Genomic DNA, 16,780 nt, shown 5'->3' with positions numbered 1-16,780 from the left:
ACATTATGATTCTTTTGTCTTTCATGGCTGATTATTTATGCAACACAAATTAGGATTGTTGTCTTCGTTAGGTCTATCATTTATATCAACATTTACTTGGGCAGAAGAAACGTCAACGGTACTTGAGACCATACGCGTTCAGGCTGAAAGCACCCAAGAAGATGTGAGCCAAAATAGCTCGGCGACTAAATTTTCTCACGATGTTTTAGATGTCCCTTTTAATCGTGCTTATGTTTCTAAACAAATGATGGAACAACAAGACGTACAGCGGATTGATGACGCATTAAGCTTGGTGAGTGGGGTTTTTCATCAAAACAGTTTTGGTGGCGGTTTTTGGGATAACTACTCTTTCCGTGGTTTTAGTACCGACCCCAACTTAGGTGCCTCTATGATCCGTAACGGCTTGAGTGTCAACCGAGGGATCAGTGCTCCAAAAGATGTAGTAAACATTGAATCTTTAGAGTTTTTAAAAGGGCCGATGGCTGCGCTATATGGCCGCGGCGAAACAGGGGGGTTGCTTAACCTCAACAGTAAAAAACCACAATGGGAAAGCGAAAGTGAACTTAACCTGCGTGCCAATACCCAAGAACAATATCGAATTAGTCTAGAGCATACCGCGCCTATTAACGATGAACTGGCCTATCGTGTAGCAGTGGCTCATGAAGATAATCAAAGCTTTCGTGATCATGTCAGTAGTGAACGCTGGTTCTTTTCACCACAGCTTACATGGAAAATTTCAGACCAAACGCAACTCGATTTTGATAGTGAATTTACAGAGCACAAAGGAACCTTTGACCGTGGTGTAAGCACAGTCAATCATCAGTTTGTGATGGACCCGAAAACCTTTACAGGTGAACCTGACGATGGTGATTTGAAAATAAAAGATTACTTTTACCAATTACGTCTGAGTCACGAATTTAACCCTGACTGGAAGCTAAATAGTGCGGTTAGTTATAAAGACGCCAAAATGGTCGGCTTTGCAACCGAACCACGGCGTATGCAAGCCGATGGACGTACTTTAGAGCGTCAACGCCGCTATCGTGATTATACGAGTGAAGATGTTCTGGCTCAGACAGAGTTACTTGGCAAGGTTGATACGTCGTGGGCTCGCCATGAAATTTTACTTTCAACCGAACTTGGTCAACTTGACTATCAGCAAAACCAGCTTCGTCGTAATCACAGCACAAGTTCACCAAACATAATTGATATTTACCAGCCTGAATACGGCAAATATTTACCAAACCTAGCCCCATTTACCAACACCAAAGAACAGCAGCGTTACTTTGCGCTTAATGTACAAGACCAGATATTCTTTAATGACCAGTGGAGCGTGTTATTCGGCAACCGTTTTGATCAGGTCGAACAAGACTTTAAAAATCACCTGACTCAGACTGAAAGCAACCAGACACTTCATCAAAATAGTCCACGTTTCGGAGTAAATTTTAAAGCCTCTGACCAATGGGCGTTTTATAGCAACTATGGTCGCTCATTCGCCATGAATAGTGGTATGAACCGAAATGGTCAGACTTTTGCTCCTGAAAAAGGTGAAAGCTATGAGATTGGTACTAAATATAAAATGAATGACCAAAGTGTGCTGAGTCTCGCTTTGTTTAAAATGAAAAAGCGAAATGTACTCACAACAGACCCAATCGACAGCAACTTTCAAACCGCAGCAGGCGAAGTGAGCAGTAAAGGAATTGAGTTTGACTTAAATAGCCAGATCAATGACCGTTGGTTCATCAATGCCAACTATAGTTATACCGATGCTCAAATTGAAAAAGACCAAGACTTGGCAAAAGGTGCTCGTCTGAGCAATGTGCCAAAACACCAAGGTGCAATAAGCACCAATTATGAGTTTCTACAAGAAGGTGCAAGAAAAGCAGGTGTAGGCGCCAATCTTACCTATGTGGGCGAGCGTAGTGGACATAACCTTGATAATGGCTTTAATTTACCAAGCTATACCCTCGTGAACTTAAATGCTTACTATGCGCCATCTGACCGCTTACGCTATCAGCTGAATGTAAACAACCTGTTTGATAAAACTTACTATGTCTCGAGCTATAGCGATTTATGGATTCAACCGGGTGAACCATTAAATGCCTCAATTTCGGCTCAGTGGAAGTTTTAATTCATCTCTAAAATAAAAAAGCCCGAAAGTGTTCGGGCTTTTTATTAGAACATGCCATTTTCATTCACAAGCGGTTCGGGCTGCATTTGCCCGATATCCCAAAGCTCAGCAATTTTTCCATTTTCAAAACGGCAAATATGAACCACAGCCACAATGGTGGCTTTGCCGTTCATTTGCATTTCAAGTTTCGAATGTACAGCGACTAAAGTACCATCTTCAATCACATGCTGAACATCAAAAACTTTATTAGGATTTTCAGCCGCACTTTCACGCATTCCTTCCTTCAAAGAAATCGCATCGCCTGCATAATAAGGATTGTGATGCTTGAAGTTGGGTGCTGGGTAATTGCTATAGGCTTCATCAACTTCGCCTGCTGCGGCAAGCTCTAAAAACCTTACCGCAATTTGTTTTTGAGATAGGCCCATGATTATCTCCTACTCTTTTTTAGACCTTACTGTAACAGGTCATCTTCTTCAGTTTCTTCTTCGAAGACATAGGCCATACAGCCCCATCCGTCATATTCACCCTGAAATTTTTCAGCGATGCTGGCAAACCATTGCTCTAAGTCAACAATGTCTGAATACTCAGGTTCCATGTTAACAAAGATGGTAATTACCCATTCATTTGGCTCAACAGAGTCATCTTGGAAAAGTGAAACTTTTTGTTCTTGGTAAAGTAAATAAAGTGCACATTGCTCTGCATTTTTCTGGTCATGAAAAGCAATTGAAAATTCAATTTCATGCAACTCGGTTAAATCATCCCCATCTTCAGCCATTTGCCAAAGTACATTGCCGTTATCGTCATCTGGAAATTGTTCGTAGTCACGAGTCATAATGTGATCCTTGTTGTTGTCGCGGTATTAATATTATTCGGACTTAGAATACCCGACTTTTATTGCAGTTTGGATATGTATTCAGTTGCGAATTGCATCAAATTTTAATTTTTAAAACGGTACTTGCGATTCAATCACTACATCTGTGCCTTTCAATGGATGCTGAAAAGCCAGATAGGCCGCATGTAAAGCCATACGGCTTAAATGAAAACGTTTTGGTTCAGGATGATACAGCTTGTCGCCCATAATTGGATGTCCAATATGCATCATGTGCACACGTAGCTGGTGCGAACGGCCTGTGACTGGTTCAAGCAACACGCGAGTTTGATCAGTGTTTTCATCATAGGTGAGAGGCTGAAACAAGGTTTTAGCATGTTTGCCTAATTCAAAATGTACAATTTGTCTCGGGCGATTTTCCCAGTCAGTAATGAGCGGAACTTCAACACTACCCTCTTGTGCGACTTGGCCTTGCACCAAAGCAATATAATGTTTTTTGACTGTTCTAGCCTGAAACATTTTACTTACCGCAACTTCTGCATCACGATGCTTAGCAAACATAAGTAAGCCCGATGTCGCCATATCTAAACGATGCGTCACCTTAGCTAAAGGGAACTTTTCCAGCACCCTTAAATAAGCACTGTCATGATGCTCAGGTAAACGTCCCATGACCGACAACAAACCCGCAGGTTTATCAACCACAATCAAGTCGTCATCTTCAAATAAAATTGAAAGTGGATCTTGTGGCGGAGCGTAAACAAAGTTGTCGTTTAAAGGCATGGTCGTCGAAACAGCAATGGAGCATGGCGGCAAATCATAAAGAAATTTCTGACCTACCGCAAAACAATCTATAAGCTCTCATCATGTTCCACGTGAAACTCGGAAAATCTTTATCGTTTTTTATTCATTTCAGCTAAAAGATCGAGCTGAATTTCTTGAATATGTGTAAGCCTTTCCCACTGATGCGATAAAAGATGGTCCATTTTTTCATGCAAATGGCGAATCTCAAGTTCAGCTTTTAAATTAATTTGATAGTCATGCTGAGAGCGCAGTCGATCTTTGGCTTCTTGACGGTTCTGGCTCATCATAATAATAGGCGCCTGAATTGCAGCCAAACATGACAATACCAAGTTCAGTAAAATAAAGGGATACGGGTCGACTGGACGTGTCACCATCACAACCGTATTTAAAATAATCCAAGCCGTTAAAAAAATAGCAAAACAAATAAGAAAAGCCCAACTACCACCGAATGTTGCAATCTTATCTGCTAATCTTTCTCCAAACGTCCATTTTTGATCAAAATCAGATTCGGTATTTCGACTAATTAACTCTTGGCGTTGCATACTACCAATCACTTCATTTTCTAAATTAGAGAGTTCGCCCTTTTCAGAACGTAGCAGTGATTGAACGTATTTAATTCGATAATCTGCCAGATCGGCTCGACAAATAAAGCTTGAAAAAGACCAGTCCGGATGATCTTGAATAATTTCTTCACTAATCACACTTCGAATGACTTCGCCAGAGACTAGGTCTTTTAACGGGAAATTTTTCCCACATACGGCGCATTGGCGACACTGGTTTTTATTCTCCATGTTATTCAGCTCGCAATTATAATGATAAGAATATTATATAAATGATTTCCGACAGGGATATCGTAAATAAAAATAATGCTTTAACCCAATATTTGTAAAGTTGCTGGCACTATTTTTCGATGTGCAGGAATCACGGGCACCATATAAAGCCGACCAAGCCAATTTTTAAGATGTACCACAGTGGTTATGGTCAATACTTGGGTCTTTTCATTCTTATAAACAGATAAAGTTACATTCAAATGCTTGTCATCGTCGCCAATCACTAACTCATTTTCAGTACGTTGTCGCAAGGTAAAAATTCCAATTCGGTCACCTGCGACATACTCATTTTCTTTTTTATTCGAATCGATTTTCTTAAAACTTCCTAAATCTTTAAGCCCGATCTTTGAAGTAATTTTATTACGCATATTCATGCTCCACTCTATCCAATGCGGAGTATGCTGAAACATTTTAATAAGCTGCTCAAATACATTCAGGTCGGGTTGACCAAGCACAATACTCCAAGAGTCGTGGAAGTAGGCATTGTTCAATTGAGATGAGATTTGACTGTCAGGAGGTAGCGCAGAGAGATAAGGCTTATTCATGAATTATATTCTTGTAAAGTATCATTTTTATTATAGAGAATTTTTTAGGGTGTCAAGGGAAAACATCTATGGTTTACTTCAACAATCATAACTTTGTAAGTCATAACCTTGTGCCTATAAACTTTTGATCTATAGCGTCCTAAGCCGAATCGAGACCTTTTGGGTGAGTACACACTAACGTTATACGTTTTGGTGCATGCTACTCTTTTCGATCCCTATCACACCCTTGAGATATAGTTTAGCCAGCACCCTGCGGGATTGTTTTTCTAAGAAAAGCTAATTTTCACTATTTTTGGGAATTTTTACGACATCAAGTATATTTAAGAGAATATATTCCCATTTACCAATAATTAATTATATTTAAATTCCACTTTATTTATATTTTTCGGTTTATTTTACCAAAGTATCAACTGTTTTGATCAATAGGGTACCAGACTATAAAAAGCAAATTACCCTTCATTTCTTTAGTCATGAAGGGCAAAATCTTTTATGAAGAAGTAAAACCATCTTTACGGGCATGGTAAACGGTACATAACGCGATAAAGGCAAAAACCAGCATGAACCACGGAAAAGAAGCTGCCCCAAAACTTTCAAGCAGTCCTCCGCCAATCATTCCACCGAATGCGATCGCAAGGTTAAATACAGTGACCAACATAGATTGGGCCACATCTGCTTCGTGACCCGCAGTATTTGCCAAGGCTGTTTGTAATAATGTAGGAGCCCCACCAAAAGTGATTCCCCATAACATTACACCCGTGAGCATGACAAAACTTGAAGAACTATAAACGCCCAACACCGCTGTTGCGATTGCAAAGATAAATAAGCTCAAAAGCGTTATTTTTCTTAATGAACGGTCGATAAACATGCCCGTAAGTAAAATGCCCACTATAGAAGAAATACCAAAGATAAAAAGGACGGTCTCAACTTTGTATGTCTGCCCTGTCGAGGCCAAAAAAGGTGAAATATAGGTATAGAGAATGCTATGCGCCAATATCCAAAGAAAGACAACTAATAAAATAGCTCTAATGCCTGGTATGAAAAGAACTTTTAAAATAGGCAATCTTTTTTGTGCTGACTGCCCCGCAAAATTAGGAATACTAAAACGAATCCAGATTAATAAAATCAATGCCAATAAAGACATGATCCAAAATACGCCACGCCATTCAAACAAGGTTCCCAACCATGCACCCAAAGGAACACCAATCGCCAAAGCAATTGGCTGCCCAACCCCAGCAATTGCTAAAGCTCGTCCTTGGTAGGAGGGTGAAACCATGCGTCTTACATAACCCGCTAAAAGCCCCCATATAACACCCGCTGCCATACCTGCAATAAAACGAGCAATCAAAGTCAAAATATAATCGTTTGATAAGGCAGTAATCGCATTAAATAAAAGTAAACCCGCCATAGCACTGAGTAATAAGGGTCTCCGGTTCCAACTACGGGTAAGACTAATCAGAGGTATTGCCGCTAAAACCGAACCTAATGCATACACTGCTATTAGTTGCCCTGCGTAAGCTTCTGAAATATGTAACCCTTGACTAATTTGGGGCAACAGCCCTGCTGGCATGGTTTCTGTCATGATGGTCAGAAAGCCTGCAACTGTAAAAGCCAACAGTTTCCAAATCGGTAAAGCAGAGAATTCATCAGTTAACTGATGAGTTGTTTCATCACACTTAATATTCATAAAGGTTTACTCTTAAATTCGCAGCGGACTTGCTCTGCATAGCTATATGCTTGTTTTATAAGGTTAGGATGGGAAGACATTTGTTCTCCATGTAAACTAAAAATCATTATTTTGGAATGATCATTCCAATTTAAGTCAAATAAAAACCTTAACTATTCCAACTCAACAATAGTTAAGGTTTAAATGAGTTTTATAAAACGTTTAAAGCAATCTCGACCACATCCATTAAAGATTGCTTTCTTTGTTCAAGCGGACTGCCTTTCCCTAGAACACGTAAACCTTGAATAGTATTTACAAAAAAACTCGCTAATGCACGTGGGTTTTGGGTAGAAGCAATTTCACCAGCTTGTTGAGCTTTAATAAACAAATTCTCTAAAGCATGCTGTATTTTCTGTAAATTACTTATAACGAATTTGGAGACATCTTCATCATGTCCAGCCAGTTCCAAACAGGCATTTGCGACGAGGCAGCCCTTGTGCTCTGAATCATTCAGTTCATCTTCAACAATATTTACAAGTAATTGCCGAATCAGTGCTTTTGGTGAACCAGAACCGGTCAACAACTCTACATTTTTAAGTGTGGTTAAAATTTCATAGCGTTGTAATGCCTTTTGATAAAGCCCCTGCTTACTTTGAAAGGTACTGTAAAGGCTACTTCTAGATAGTCCCGTACCATCAACCAAGTCTTGAACTGACGTTGCAGCATAACCGCGACGCCAAAAAACTTGCATAGCAGCATCAGCAATTTCATCGGTTTCAAATTCTTTGGTTCGCATAAAATACACTTAACAGGAACGATCATTCCAATTAATTTATGATAGGAAGATTGAGAAGTCAAATTAAAAATATTTAATAAAAGCTACGCCATCTGGGCTATTCAAACCAAACTGATTGATGACTGTTTTTCATATTTTTGTCTTGTTCTTTCTGCATTATTTTTAGATTTAATTTTTTCGCTTGAATACATTATAAAAACATATTATAAACTATTTCTAACCAAATAATTGGTTTCTTTGGAACTTTATAATGAACAACAATATTATAATTTTTGGTTATGGAACAGGTATTTCCAAAGCCGTAGCACACAAGTTTGGTAAAGAAGGCTATAAAATCGGTTTAGTGGCACGTAATGCTGAAAAACTCGAACAGGCCATTTTAGAACTTAAAGCACAAGGTATTGAAGCTTATGCTTTTAGCTCTGATTTAGCAGTTCTTGAAAACATACCAAGTCTTATCAAACGTATTAAAGATCAATTAGGAGAGATTAAAAATATTCATTGGAATGCGTTCCATGATATCGAAGGCAATATATTAAAAACTCCTCCGCTAGAGCTTACCAAAAGCTTTCATATTCGCGTTTCGAGCTATATTGCTACAGTACAAGCTTGCTTACGTGATTTAGAAAAGAATCATGGCAGTATTTTATCGACAAACGGGATTTTTGCTTTCGATGCAGTGGGCATAGATTTGGTTGCCAAAGAATATTCATCCTTAGCAACTACCGCTGCCGCTCAATATAAAACCACCAACTTACTTGCTCATAGTCTTGCTGACTCAAATGTTTACGTGAGCCAAGTCATTGTAAATGGTTTTGTAGATGGAAGCCCTGAAGCAAAAGATAAGACTTACACAGTACATCCAGAAACGATTGCTGAGCAGTTCTGGTACCTACACCAACATAAACAAGAAACTGTTTCTCTTTGTGGAGAAGCAATTCAAGCTGCTTAAACCATTTCTTATGGCAGAAAAAGCGTAATCAATTACGCTTTTCTTAAATTTTAAAATTGATGTGTATAAGTATCAGAATTATTTAATTATTTCCCATACTCTGAAGGATCAATTTTGTATTTTTTAAAGAAAATAGAGCGTACAGAATCATTGATACCTTCATCATGTTTAATAATTAAATAAATATCTTTTTTAGTCAGAGGAATTTCTTTTAGTAAATCAGGCAAGTCCGTTGATCTTATAGCACTAACTTCACTAGGTTGTTTTAAAATATCAGGATCTTGTTCTTCGAAATTAAAATCCACCCCTTGCAAATTAAAGTAAACCATAACCCTTCTGTTCAAAGAGTCACTATCATCATATAAAACTGTACCTTCTGGCAAAATATAATATTCTGGTAAAGTACTATTTTTCGAATATTTACCTTCAAACGAATATATCTTTAAAGGTTTTTCTAAAACATGAATTTCGGGTGTCTTTGTACGACTCCAGAAGTAATAATTTAATAAAGACTGTATGATAAAAAGTAAAATTAGTACGGTAATTAATAAATTCTTTTTCATATCCACTTCTTATTAAAAATACCTTTTACTCTTTAACTATAAATTCATAGGTCTTAGTTAGTTTGTCATCGCCTCGTCCATAAAAATATGTATTAATTAAAATTTTGTATCTTCCTTTATATTTAGGAATACCCTCTATTTTTATATGATTGTATCCATCTATATCATCTACTGGAGTAATTTGAATTCCCTGATTTTCTGGAATATTAGGAGTTAATTCAAAATGTTGTTCCGAGACTTTACCACCTATGATTTTCAATTGCTGATTATATGCCTTTCCTACATAGGCTACTGGAAGATTATCAGGTTCAATTGTATATTCGTGACCACACCCTGTCATAACCAACAATGGCACACCCAAAGTTACTAATTTAAGTTTCAGATTTTTAAACAACTTATTTTTCTTCCCATACAATTGGAAATTTTTCTGATTTAGAGACATTACCAATCATTGCAGAGAAAATGGCTTGGCATTCTAAATTGATTTTTTTAACTGAACTGAGATCTACAGGTTCACAGCTTCTATTATCATTATTTGCGCAGAATTCTACAGATACATCAATTTTTTTATTTTCAATCTTATCTATATAAGCATCCAACATTTGGTTGTTATTAGCAGTATTTTTGCAAACTATTTTTTTTGATGATGATTCTTTTACTTTATCCAGAACTTCATTGTTCTTAAAATTAATAGAAAAATTTAACTTTTCATTACTTTTAACTACATTATCTATTGTGAAGTTTGAAAAACTCTCACTACAACCTATTAAAAACAAGGAACTCAATAAAAATAATTTTTTTCTCATTTTATAACCTTTTTTAACTCAGAAACTAAAAGATCTGAAGCTGACATTTTATTTTCCAAAAACTTTTTTTCAAAAAACATTTCAGATGCTTCTCCATGATGATAGGTAGAAACACTATTAAAATTAGCTTTTGCCGTATCATCATCGTTCCATCGGCCACCTAAGATTGCTATATAATCATCCCTATAGTTCTTTAAAGGTTGAGAAAAGATATTAATCCATTTTTTCGCAACTGGGTCTGGCTCTAAATAATAAATACGAGCACGATCATTTCCAACGCCACTTTTGCTAAGTCTAATCCCTACAGGATCTATTGTTATCAGAGTATGAACTGTGCAGATTTTCGCTTTAGATAATTCTTCTGATAATCCTGCAACATTCCATCCTCCTAAACTATGGCCCACTAAATTGATCTGTGTATTTGGTTCTTCTTTTAAAATATTTTTGATATCTGTAAGTAAATTTAATAAAAGTTTTCCTCTATATCGCTTAACCACACTATCAGTACTATAAGCCTCTTCATAACCATAATATTCAAATTTAGCTTTAGTTATTTGTGAGCTAGATGCTTCTTTAAATTTTCTCATACATGATTTCATGATGCCCGTAGGGCCAGCTCCAATATCATCTGGAAAATCTATATCTAAAGGACGTCCCAGAAATTGATATTTATCAGCAGCCCCACCAACAAATGCAGTAAAACTTTGCTTATATACATCTAATACAACAGGCTGTATAGGAGGCATGACACATGCTCGACCGCAGGTTTGTTTTGCAAAGCTTTCTAAAGCTATAGCAGCATCATTCATGTTTAAATTTCCACATGTATTTTATATTGCTTATTCGGCTCTTCAGTTTCCAACTTAACCAAGCCTGTTCTATCTAACTTACCGCGCTCAATTTCTTTATCATTTTCATCAAAAATAATATATCCCGTGCCTGGTTTCAGTTTATTTCCTTGTTTATCCATTACATCAAACCATACACCATATTTTTGTTTTCCTTGTTCAGGTAAATACGGTAATGAACTATTTACACTCCCGCCCCCCATAAACTTATGCTGCCCAGCCTTCACCTCAAACTTGCCACCTGTAGTCATAAAAATACCCGAACCAGTAATTCTGACCTGAGAGCCGCCTGCGGTGAGCACAATTTCCTTGGATGCGGTCGCTTCGATTTTGTCTTCAGTCGAAATCACCTGAACAGCTTTACGGGCAATTAAATCGGCTCCATCGCCTTGTGCCTGTATTTCAACTTTACCTTTGCCTGCATAGAGTCTCGCCCCTTCTTGCGCGGCAAAAAGGCTGATTTTATTTTGGGCATGCGCGATTAAATTCTTTTGAGTCGATAGGTTAATGCTGTCGCCCGCAGTTTGGTTGAGCTGCCCATCTGCACTTAAGTGAATGTCTTCATTACTCGCAATCGCAATGCTATTTGGGCTTGCCAGTAGCATGATCGCCTCTTTAAAAGTTTTGGCTTTTGCGTTGTCTTGCTGCTCAAGTTTTTCAATGAAAGATTTTAGGTTTTCTAAATGTTCTAACGGGTCAGTTTGCTGATTTTTAGCCACTTCACTGAGTGCCTTGGCATTGCTAAGCCCACCTTCGATTTGTTGCTTGGCCTCAGCGGCGTCTAGGTGTACGCCTTGAGCTTGGTCTTGTTTATGGGTGCTAATGAGTAAACCACTGCTTGCTCGAACCGCGCCCCATTGGTCAGTTCTGAGTTCAAAGCCTTCACCTCGGCCTTCACTTTCCGCCTTGTCTTTTGGATGGCTTAAGTTACCGAGGTTGAGTTGGCTAACTGCATGGCTGCTTTGTAGCTGAGCACTGATTTGACCTGTGGTGTCATCAAAGCGGAGTTGGTTAAAGCCTTTACCGTCGACTTCTTCGGAGCGGATGCCACTGAGTTTTTTAGTGTCAGGTAATTGGCCTTTCTGGTCAAACTGGGTTGGGTGGCGTTCAGCTTCGTGAATACGTCCCACCACAAACGGGCGGTCAATGTTGCCGTCAAAGAAGTCGATCACCACGATCTCGCCGACACGTGGTAAGAATCGCGCGCCATAACCTGCGCCTGCCCACGGGGTCAGCACATCGACCCAAGCTGAGTCGGTGTCATTGTCGTTACTGCCTGCTCCACCGTCATGGCTATGGTCGTCAGCTCGGGTAAACAGGAAGCGGACTTTAATGCGTCCCCATTGGTCGACATGAATGCTTTCGCCTTCTAACCCTACGACTTTAGCGCGCTGCGGGTAAGCTTCTGGACGGTGCTCTAGCGGATTATATTCTGGGACAGCTTTAATGTTACGTCGAATGACATTGAGTTCAGCAAAGTGGCGCTGCTCAGGGTTTTGTGTGTCTAGTTCGGCTGCCTTAAGTTTGTTTTGTGGTAATAGGCGTTCGATTTGCTGTTGTAATTCTTTAGGTAAATTATTTTGGTTGTAGTAGTGCTTGCTTAAGATCAAAAATTCTTTATCGGCACTGTCATGCTGGTCGAGTTCAGGGTGATCATTCAGTTCAAACCAGTAACCCACCTGCGCATCGCGGACGTTACCTGAAACGGTAAACTGTTTAGAGGTCAGGTGATGGTAGGCATTAATGTTCTGATTGAACTGTTCAATCTGGCTATTGCCTGAAGCGGTAGCTTGGTCTTCACCTTTTAAGTCCTGCATCCACGCAGGGCTAACGTGCCATGCATCTTCAAGGTTAAGGCTCGCATTGTCATAATGTTCGCTGTGTTTCTGCGTGCCTTGTACGCTGCCACTGCCTTCTTCTTGTTGCAAGGCATCGGCTTGCCAGCGTTGCACATGAACAGACGTCGGCTGTAAGCGGCGCTCAGCTTTGACTTGGGTAACGGTATCGAATTGTTCTGTGGCACTGCTGCGTTGGTAGCGTAAGTTACGGCGTTCAAGAGATTGATAGTGTTGGTTATCATCAATTAAGCGCAAGACTTGTGGCTGAATAGAAGCATTCGGGTCGGCAACAAAAAGCTGTGATTCATCGACCAGCCAGTTAATGCCTTCGCTACGCCACAAACGGGTTAAAAAGTCATAATCGCTTTCGTTTGACTGCATCACGAATGGACGCACATCGTAGTCTTTCGTTAAACCTGCCGTGTCGAGCGTTAAGCTTGAGGCAAATAATGGACTTTTCCCTTGCCATTCTTTAAACAGAATTTCGCTAATATCCCGCACGCTTTTATTCATAAATACGCGGCTATTACGGCGTTTATGCCAGAGTGCAGTTGGATCTTTTAAGGTGAGATTATAAATGGTGAGTGAACCGTCGCTTTGCCCCTGGCTCGCTTCAGTAATAATGCCCGTAGTTCTAAAAAACTGCCCCATGTCAGTGACCTGATCGATGGCAACCTGACAGCCAATAAATTGTTTTAATGCAATATGCGCGTTGGTCGAAAGGCACAGTAACTCAGCTACGCTGCCCTGATTAAGCGTATGTTCGCCTTCAATACGTTGTAAGAAGACTTGCTGATTTAAAGACTGATTTGAGAACTGGATATGAACAGCACGATTTTGTGAAACAAGGCCTAAACGTTCCAATATACTCGACACACTCATCTGCATTTTTATTATCAATCAAACTTATATTTAAGCCCTATTTTAATTAAATAAAGACTAATCTGTCTACTTATACTCATTTTCAAAATGTAACCAGTCTCAATATACAGTTTTACGTTGTTTTCTTATTAAGCAGGTATATGAAAAGTAAAATTAGCTCTCATGTATTTAAATAGTGAAAGCACTCCGAAAAACCTACAACTGGCAAAGAAATGGTTCCAACAAACTGCCCATGTAGGTGATTCGGATACTAAAGAAATGCTTAAAAATTATAGAATGAAGTATTAAAACTTAATGTTTATCCTGCTCTAATAAATTACCAATTTCTTCACCGTATACCCATTTATTTAAAATACCTTCTGAACTTTCTAAGCCTACAATATCGAGAAAACTTTCAAATGTTGTTGCCACTTGTTCTCGATCTTCTGTATCAAGCATATTAGAATCGATCTGACTGATTCCATTAGAAAGAACACGTAAAAGTTCTGTCTTGGTTGGCTCATTCTTTTGTTGATAGAGCACAATAAAAGCTTGCGCAGTATCACTAACTTTGTGATTTAAACTTGTAGCTAATGCAGGCTCTTGAACACCCGTATATAGCTGTCCATCTCCAGCAAAATGATCCTGTGTTTTGAACTGTTCTAATTGTTGAATCACAATAGAATTAGACTTTTTAATACTCATTTCGGTTTTGTTCTCACTTTTTTGTGCACAAGAAACTTGAGAACTTAAGATAACCATGACTAAAACTAAAATTTTTTTCATCTTTCTATTAATTTTTAATTTAAAGACAGTAAATATAAACTAATTTAACTATAAATTCTCACTACTTATGAAAATGTATGCAAGACCTATTTTATTGTTTTTATCAGGCTCACATATTTTCGAGTTTAAATTAGTCTTCCCATTTTCTAAAAACGAGGCAGGTATTTACGCCACCAAAACCAAAGCTATTACTCATGACTGTTTTGAGTTCGGTTTCTCGGCTCGTTTGGACAATATCGAACTTTTTAGCTTCTTCGCGCAGTTCGGTAATATTAATACTCGGGGCGATAAAGTTATTTTGCAGCATTAAAATAGAATAAATGGCTTCGTGTACGCCTGCTGCCCCTAAACTATGTCCAGTCATAGACTTGGTGGAACTCAGTGGCGGGACTTTTTCGCCACCAAAAGCTCGCTCTATGGCCAATAGTTCGGGAATGTCTCCGGCTGGCGTTGAAGTGCCATGCGTGTTGATATAGTCGATGGTGTCTGAGCCGTTTTGCTTGGCTTCTGCGAGTGCCAGTTTGATGCAGCGAGTCGCGCCTTCGCCACTTGGGGCTACCATATCAGCACCGTCACTATTGGCAGCGTAGCCAACCACTTCTGCCAAAATTTTTGCTCCGCGTTTTTGGGCGTGGCTTAAAGACTCTAAAACCACCATGCCACCGCCGCCAGCGATTACAAAGCCATCGTTATCGACTGAATATGGGCGTGAAGCGGTTTCAGGAGCATCGTTATATTTAGAGCATAAGGCGCCCATTGCGTCGAATATTGCTGTTTGCGACCAATGTTCTTCTTCGCCGCCGCCAGCGAGCATGAGGTCTTGTTTGCCAGCGGCAATAAGGTGAAACGCATAGCCAATGGCGTCGGCCGAAGTCGCGCAGGCACTCGCGATGGATTGAGATACGCCTTTTAAGTTAAAAGCACGTGACAAGTTAGAGCTAACGGTACTGGTCAAGTAGCGTGGGGCTAAATCGGGCGATACTTCGCTTGCGCCTTTTTCTTTTAAGGTATGTAACATGTCGATGATAGACGCTGTTGAGGTGCCGCCTGTTCCCCCAATCACGCCATATTTTGAGTTGTTGGCAATGTCATTTACATCAAGCTTGGCATGTTGCAGTGCATCGAGTGCCGAGTTGTAGGCATACATCGCGCAAACGCCCATGTGTTTTTTTAACTCTGGATCAATATTTTCAAAATCCATTTCGGCAGTGGCGCTCACGTGACTCCGAAAGTTTAGTTTTTCATAGACATCGTTATAGTGAATGCCCGAGCGACCCGCTTTTAAGGACTCGGTTACTTTCTCTAATGTATTTCCAATACAGGAATTAATTCCCATACCTGTGATGACAACTCGTTCCATTCTTATCTCTATAAAAACGACAAAAATAGATCTTAACAACCAAGTTCCTTTTTAGAACTGGCAAAATATTTCTATATTTATTATTTTTTCTCATCGAATATAAATAAAAAGTTAATAATAATATTGTTATTTTAAAATAATATTTAGTTTTATTATTAAATCAAAAATATTTTAAATATTAAATTGACGTATTTAAAATCACCGATTATTATCTCGTTGCTGGCCTACATTGCCAGCCGGTTTTGACAGACCGTTGATCCACCACGGATTGTAGTTCTGCTATAATTCGCTGGACCCTTGCGTCCCCCTTCTTTGCGGTAGGACGGTTGGGGGACGCCCCGTGCGTGCTGGTTCCATGGATCCCAGTCTGTCAACCCCTTTCCGTTCTACCACCCTAATTAATTGACGGTAATTTGGTGGTAGGACTCCATTTTTTAAGGAGTTGACCATGTCATTTTTCAACCTCATTTTCTCTCTTATTTAACTATTTTATAGATTTAAAATTTGGGTTTTTACGCCTTATTTTTTTAAATTTATAAACTATTTTTATTTTAAAATTTTAATTATTTTATTTTCCTGTGCTTTTAGGAGGATTAATTATTATTTAAAAAATTATTTTAAATCTCAAAGTCATTATATTTTATTTTAGTTATACGCATAAATAATCATGAGAATAATATGAAAATTTATAAACCACTTTTGGCTTTAAGTTTCATAGTTGGCAGCTACGGCGTTTCGGTTTGCGACCCAGAGACTCATCAGGAGTTTGAAAAAATTTGCCTGTCAGGTGGGCATAGCGAGTCGAGTTGTGACTGTATTTATCAACGACTTGAGCAAGTTTACTCGCCTAAGCTCATGCAGCGCCTTGAATATATCAGTTTGCAAAGTCCTGTTCTCCCACGGGACTTTGCCCCTACTTTTTTCAGCGTCATGCAGCGTTGTGACAAAAGTAGTCTGGGCTAAGCGTGGGCTTAGCTCTTTATCTCTGTGTCGCAATGGTGTTTTACTTTAAATCAGCGCAAAAAATTAAAGTCTGTTGTGGCGCAGAGGCCTAAACCGAATTCAAAATAAGATATATAAACGACGCTCTTGTACGTTTTATCCTACAAACTTTTAGGGTTTTTGCGGATTGGCGACACCCTACTTTTTCCCTAATATGAACTCATACAGGAAC

Annotated in this window: 17 protein-coding genes and 1 pseudogene; 4 read left to right on the top strand and 14 right to left on the bottom strand. The window is 39.0% G+C overall.

The window, feature by feature from the left end; genetic code table 11:
• Positions 1-37 precede the first annotated feature (37 nt).
• Positions 38-2,128, top strand: coding sequence for a TonB-dependent siderophore receptor (locus tag ABLB96_RS03230; protein ID WP_348896903.1), 2,091 nt, complete (start codon positions 38-40; stop codon positions 2,126-2,128).
• Between the two features lie 44 nt (positions 2,129-2,172).
• On the opposite strand, the gene ABLB96_RS03225 is transcribed toward ABLB96_RS03230, so the two are convergent.
• From ABLB96_RS03225 to ABLB96_RS03195, 7 genes are all read right to left on the bottom strand, one after another.
• On the bottom strand, positions 2,173-2,553 hold the full coding sequence (locus ABLB96_RS03225) for a nuclear transport factor 2 family protein (protein ID WP_348896904.1): 381 nt from the start codon (positions 2,551-2,553) through the stop codon (positions 2,173-2,175).
• 26 nt (positions 2,554-2,579) lie between these two features.
• The gene (locus ABLB96_RS03220) at positions 2,580-2,960 is read right to left on the bottom strand and encodes a ribonuclease E inhibitor RraB (protein WP_348896905.1); all 381 of its coding nucleotides are present in this window, start codon (positions 2,958-2,960) and stop codon (positions 2,580-2,582) included.
• A gap of 111 nt (positions 2,961-3,071) precedes the next feature.
• Positions 3,072-3,737 carry an RluA family pseudouridine synthase gene (locus tag ABLB96_RS03215; protein WP_006582347.1) on the bottom strand — a complete coding sequence of 222 codons (666 nt, stop codon included), beginning with the start codon at positions 3,735-3,737 and terminating at the stop codon, positions 3,072-3,074.
• 110 nt (positions 3,738-3,847) lie between these two features.
• Positions 3,848-4,549 (bottom strand): DUF1003 domain-containing protein, encoded by a 702-nt coding sequence (locus ABLB96_RS03210; protein ID WP_348896906.1) that lies wholly within the window; start codon positions 4,547-4,549, stop codon positions 3,848-3,850.
• A gap of 80 nt (positions 4,550-4,629) precedes the next feature.
• The gene (locus ABLB96_RS03205; RefSeq protein WP_348896907.1) at positions 4,630-5,133 is read right to left on the bottom strand and encodes a DUF2867 domain-containing protein; all 504 of its coding nucleotides are present in this window, start codon (positions 5,131-5,133) and stop codon (positions 4,630-4,632) included.
• 487 nt (positions 5,134-5,620) lie between these two features.
• Entirely contained in the window at positions 5,621-6,817 is a 1,197-nt protein-coding gene (locus ABLB96_RS03200; protein WP_348896909.1) for an MFS transporter, read from the bottom strand.
• Positions 6,818-7,007: 190 nt separating this feature from the next.
• Positions 7,008-7,592, bottom strand: coding sequence for a TetR/AcrR family transcriptional regulator (locus tag ABLB96_RS03195; protein WP_348896910.1), 585 nt, complete (start codon positions 7,590-7,592; stop codon positions 7,008-7,010).
• Positions 7,593-7,842: 250 nt separating this feature from the next.
• Here ABLB96_RS03195 and ABLB96_RS03190 point away from each other — a divergent pair, with 250 nt between their 5' ends.
• Complete coding sequence (locus tag ABLB96_RS03190; protein WP_348896911.1) at positions 7,843-8,544, top strand: SDR family NAD(P)-dependent oxidoreductase; 702 nt, start codon at positions 7,843-7,845, stop codon at positions 8,542-8,544.
• 86 nt (positions 8,545-8,630) lie between these two features.
• Here the strand turns inward: ABLB96_RS03190 and ABLB96_RS03185 are convergent, their stop codons facing one another.
• Genes ABLB96_RS03185 through ABLB96_RS03165 form a run of 5 tightly spaced genes read right to left on the bottom strand, consistent with a single transcriptional unit; the run spans position 8,631 to position 13,487 of the window.
• Positions 8,631-9,107 (bottom strand): hypothetical protein, encoded by a 477-nt coding sequence (locus ABLB96_RS03185; protein WP_348896912.1) that lies wholly within the window; start codon positions 9,105-9,107, stop codon positions 8,631-8,633.
• 25 nt (positions 9,108-9,132) lie between these two features.
• Positions 9,133-9,447 carry a hypothetical protein gene (locus ABLB96_RS03180; protein ID WP_348896921.1) on the bottom strand — a complete coding sequence of 105 codons (315 nt, stop codon included), beginning with the start codon at positions 9,445-9,447 and terminating at the stop codon, positions 9,133-9,135.
• A 55-nt stretch (positions 9,448-9,502) separates the two neighbouring features.
• Complete coding sequence (locus tag ABLB96_RS03175) at positions 9,503-9,913, bottom strand: hypothetical protein (RefSeq protein ID WP_348896913.1); 411 nt, start codon at positions 9,911-9,913, stop codon at positions 9,503-9,505.
• On the bottom strand, positions 9,910-10,722 hold the full coding sequence (locus tag ABLB96_RS03170; RefSeq protein ID WP_000995943.1) for a hypothetical protein: 813 nt from the start codon (positions 10,720-10,722) through the stop codon (positions 9,910-9,912). The genes ABLB96_RS03175 and ABLB96_RS03170 overlap by 4 nt, the downstream gene beginning before the upstream one ends.
• A 2-nt stretch (positions 10,723-10,724) precedes the next feature.
• Positions 10,725-13,487 (bottom strand): type VI secretion system Vgr family protein, encoded by a 2,763-nt coding sequence (locus ABLB96_RS03165; RefSeq protein WP_348896914.1) that lies wholly within the window; start codon positions 13,485-13,487, stop codon positions 10,725-10,727.
• A gap of 147 nt (positions 13,488-13,634) precedes the next feature.
• On the opposite strand from ABLB96_RS03165, the pseudogene ABLB96_RS03160 reads away from it, so the two are divergent.
• Positions 13,635-13,769: pseudogene (locus ABLB96_RS03160) on the top strand (sel1 repeat family protein); the annotation flags it as partial.
• 3 nt (positions 13,770-13,772) lie between these two features.
• On the opposite strand, the gene ABLB96_RS03155 reads toward ABLB96_RS03160, so the two are convergent.
• Complete coding sequence (locus ABLB96_RS03155) at positions 13,773-14,246, bottom strand: DUF4844 domain-containing protein (RefSeq protein ID WP_348896915.1); 474 nt, start codon at positions 14,244-14,246, stop codon at positions 13,773-13,775.
• A gap of 130 nt (positions 14,247-14,376) precedes the next feature.
• Positions 14,377-15,606 carry a beta-ketoacyl synthase N-terminal-like domain-containing protein gene (locus ABLB96_RS03150; RefSeq protein ID WP_348896916.1) on the bottom strand — a complete coding sequence of 410 codons (1,230 nt, stop codon included), beginning with the start codon at positions 15,604-15,606 and terminating at the stop codon, positions 14,377-14,379.
• 678 nt (positions 15,607-16,284) lie between these two features.
• Here ABLB96_RS03150 and ABLB96_RS03145 point away from each other — a divergent pair.
• Positions 16,285-16,569 carry a hypothetical protein gene (locus ABLB96_RS03145; protein WP_348897219.1) on the top strand — a complete coding sequence of 95 codons (285 nt, stop codon included), beginning with the start codon at positions 16,285-16,287 and terminating at the stop codon, positions 16,567-16,569.
• Positions 16,570-16,780 lie beyond the last annotated feature (211 nt).

It is taken from the genome of Acinetobacter sp. XH1741, from assembly GCF_041021895.1.
In the GTDB taxonomy this organism is placed as follows: Bacteria; Pseudomonadota; Gammaproteobacteria; order Pseudomonadales; family Moraxellaceae; genus Acinetobacter.
This window is presented reverse-complemented; position numbering and strand designations above follow the sequence as displayed.

Coding starts and splice junctions, on each gene's coding strand:
- ABLB96_RS03210 (WP_348896906.1), bottom strand. CDS start 4,549: ATGGAGAATAAAAACCAGTGTCGCCAATGCGCCGTATGTGGGAAAAAT.
- ABLB96_RS03165 (WP_348896914.1), bottom strand. CDS start 13,487: ATGCAGATGAGTGTGTCGAGTATATTGGAACGTTTAGGCCTTGTTTCA.
- ABLB96_RS03150 (WP_348896916.1), bottom strand. CDS start 15,606: ATGGAACGAGTTGTCATCACAGGTATGGGAATTAATTCCTGTATTGGA.
- ABLB96_RS03175 (WP_348896913.1), bottom strand. CDS start 9,913: ATGAGAAAAAAATTATTTTTATTGAGTTCCTTGTTTTTAATAGGTTGT.
- ABLB96_RS03180 (WP_348896921.1), bottom strand. CDS start 9,447: ATGACAGGGTGTGGTCACGAATATACAATTGAACCTGATAATCTTCCA.
- ABLB96_RS03225 (WP_348896904.1), bottom strand. CDS start 2,553: ATGGGCCTATCTCAAAAACAAATTGCGGTAAGGTTTTTAGAGCTTGCC.
- ABLB96_RS03190 (WP_348896911.1), top strand. CDS start 7,843: ATGAACAACAATATTATAATTTTTGGTTATGGAACAGGTATTTCCAAA.
- ABLB96_RS03215 (WP_006582347.1), bottom strand. CDS start 3,737: ATGCCTTTAAACGACAACTTTGTTTACGCTCCGCCACAAGATCCACTT.
- ABLB96_RS03155 (WP_348896915.1), bottom strand. CDS start 14,246: ATGAAAAAAATTTTAGTTTTAGTCATGGTTATCTTAAGTTCTCAAGTT.
- ABLB96_RS03145 (WP_348897219.1), top strand. CDS start 16,285: ATGAAAATTTATAAACCACTTTTGGCTTTAAGTTTCATAGTTGGCAGC.
- ABLB96_RS03205 (WP_348896907.1), bottom strand. CDS start 5,133: ATGAATAAGCCTTATCTCTCTGCGCTACCTCCTGACAGTCAAATCTCA.
- ABLB96_RS03200 (WP_348896909.1), bottom strand. CDS start 6,817: ATGAATATTAAGTGTGATGAAACAACTCATCAGTTAACTGATGAATTC.
- ABLB96_RS03195 (WP_348896910.1), bottom strand. CDS start 7,592: ATGCGAACCAAAGAATTTGAAACCGATGAAATTGCTGATGCTGCTATG.
- ABLB96_RS03220 (WP_348896905.1), bottom strand. CDS start 2,960: ATGACTCGTGACTACGAACAATTTCCAGATGACGATAACGGCAATGTA.
- ABLB96_RS03185 (WP_348896912.1), bottom strand. CDS start 9,107: ATGAAAAAGAATTTATTAATTACCGTACTAATTTTACTTTTTATCATA.
- ABLB96_RS03170 (WP_000995943.1), bottom strand. CDS start 10,722: ATGAATGATGCTGCTATAGCTTTAGAAAGCTTTGCAAAACAAACCTGC.
- ABLB96_RS03230 (WP_348896903.1), top strand. CDS start 38: ATGCAACACAAATTAGGATTGTTGTCTTCGTTAGGTCTATCATTTATA.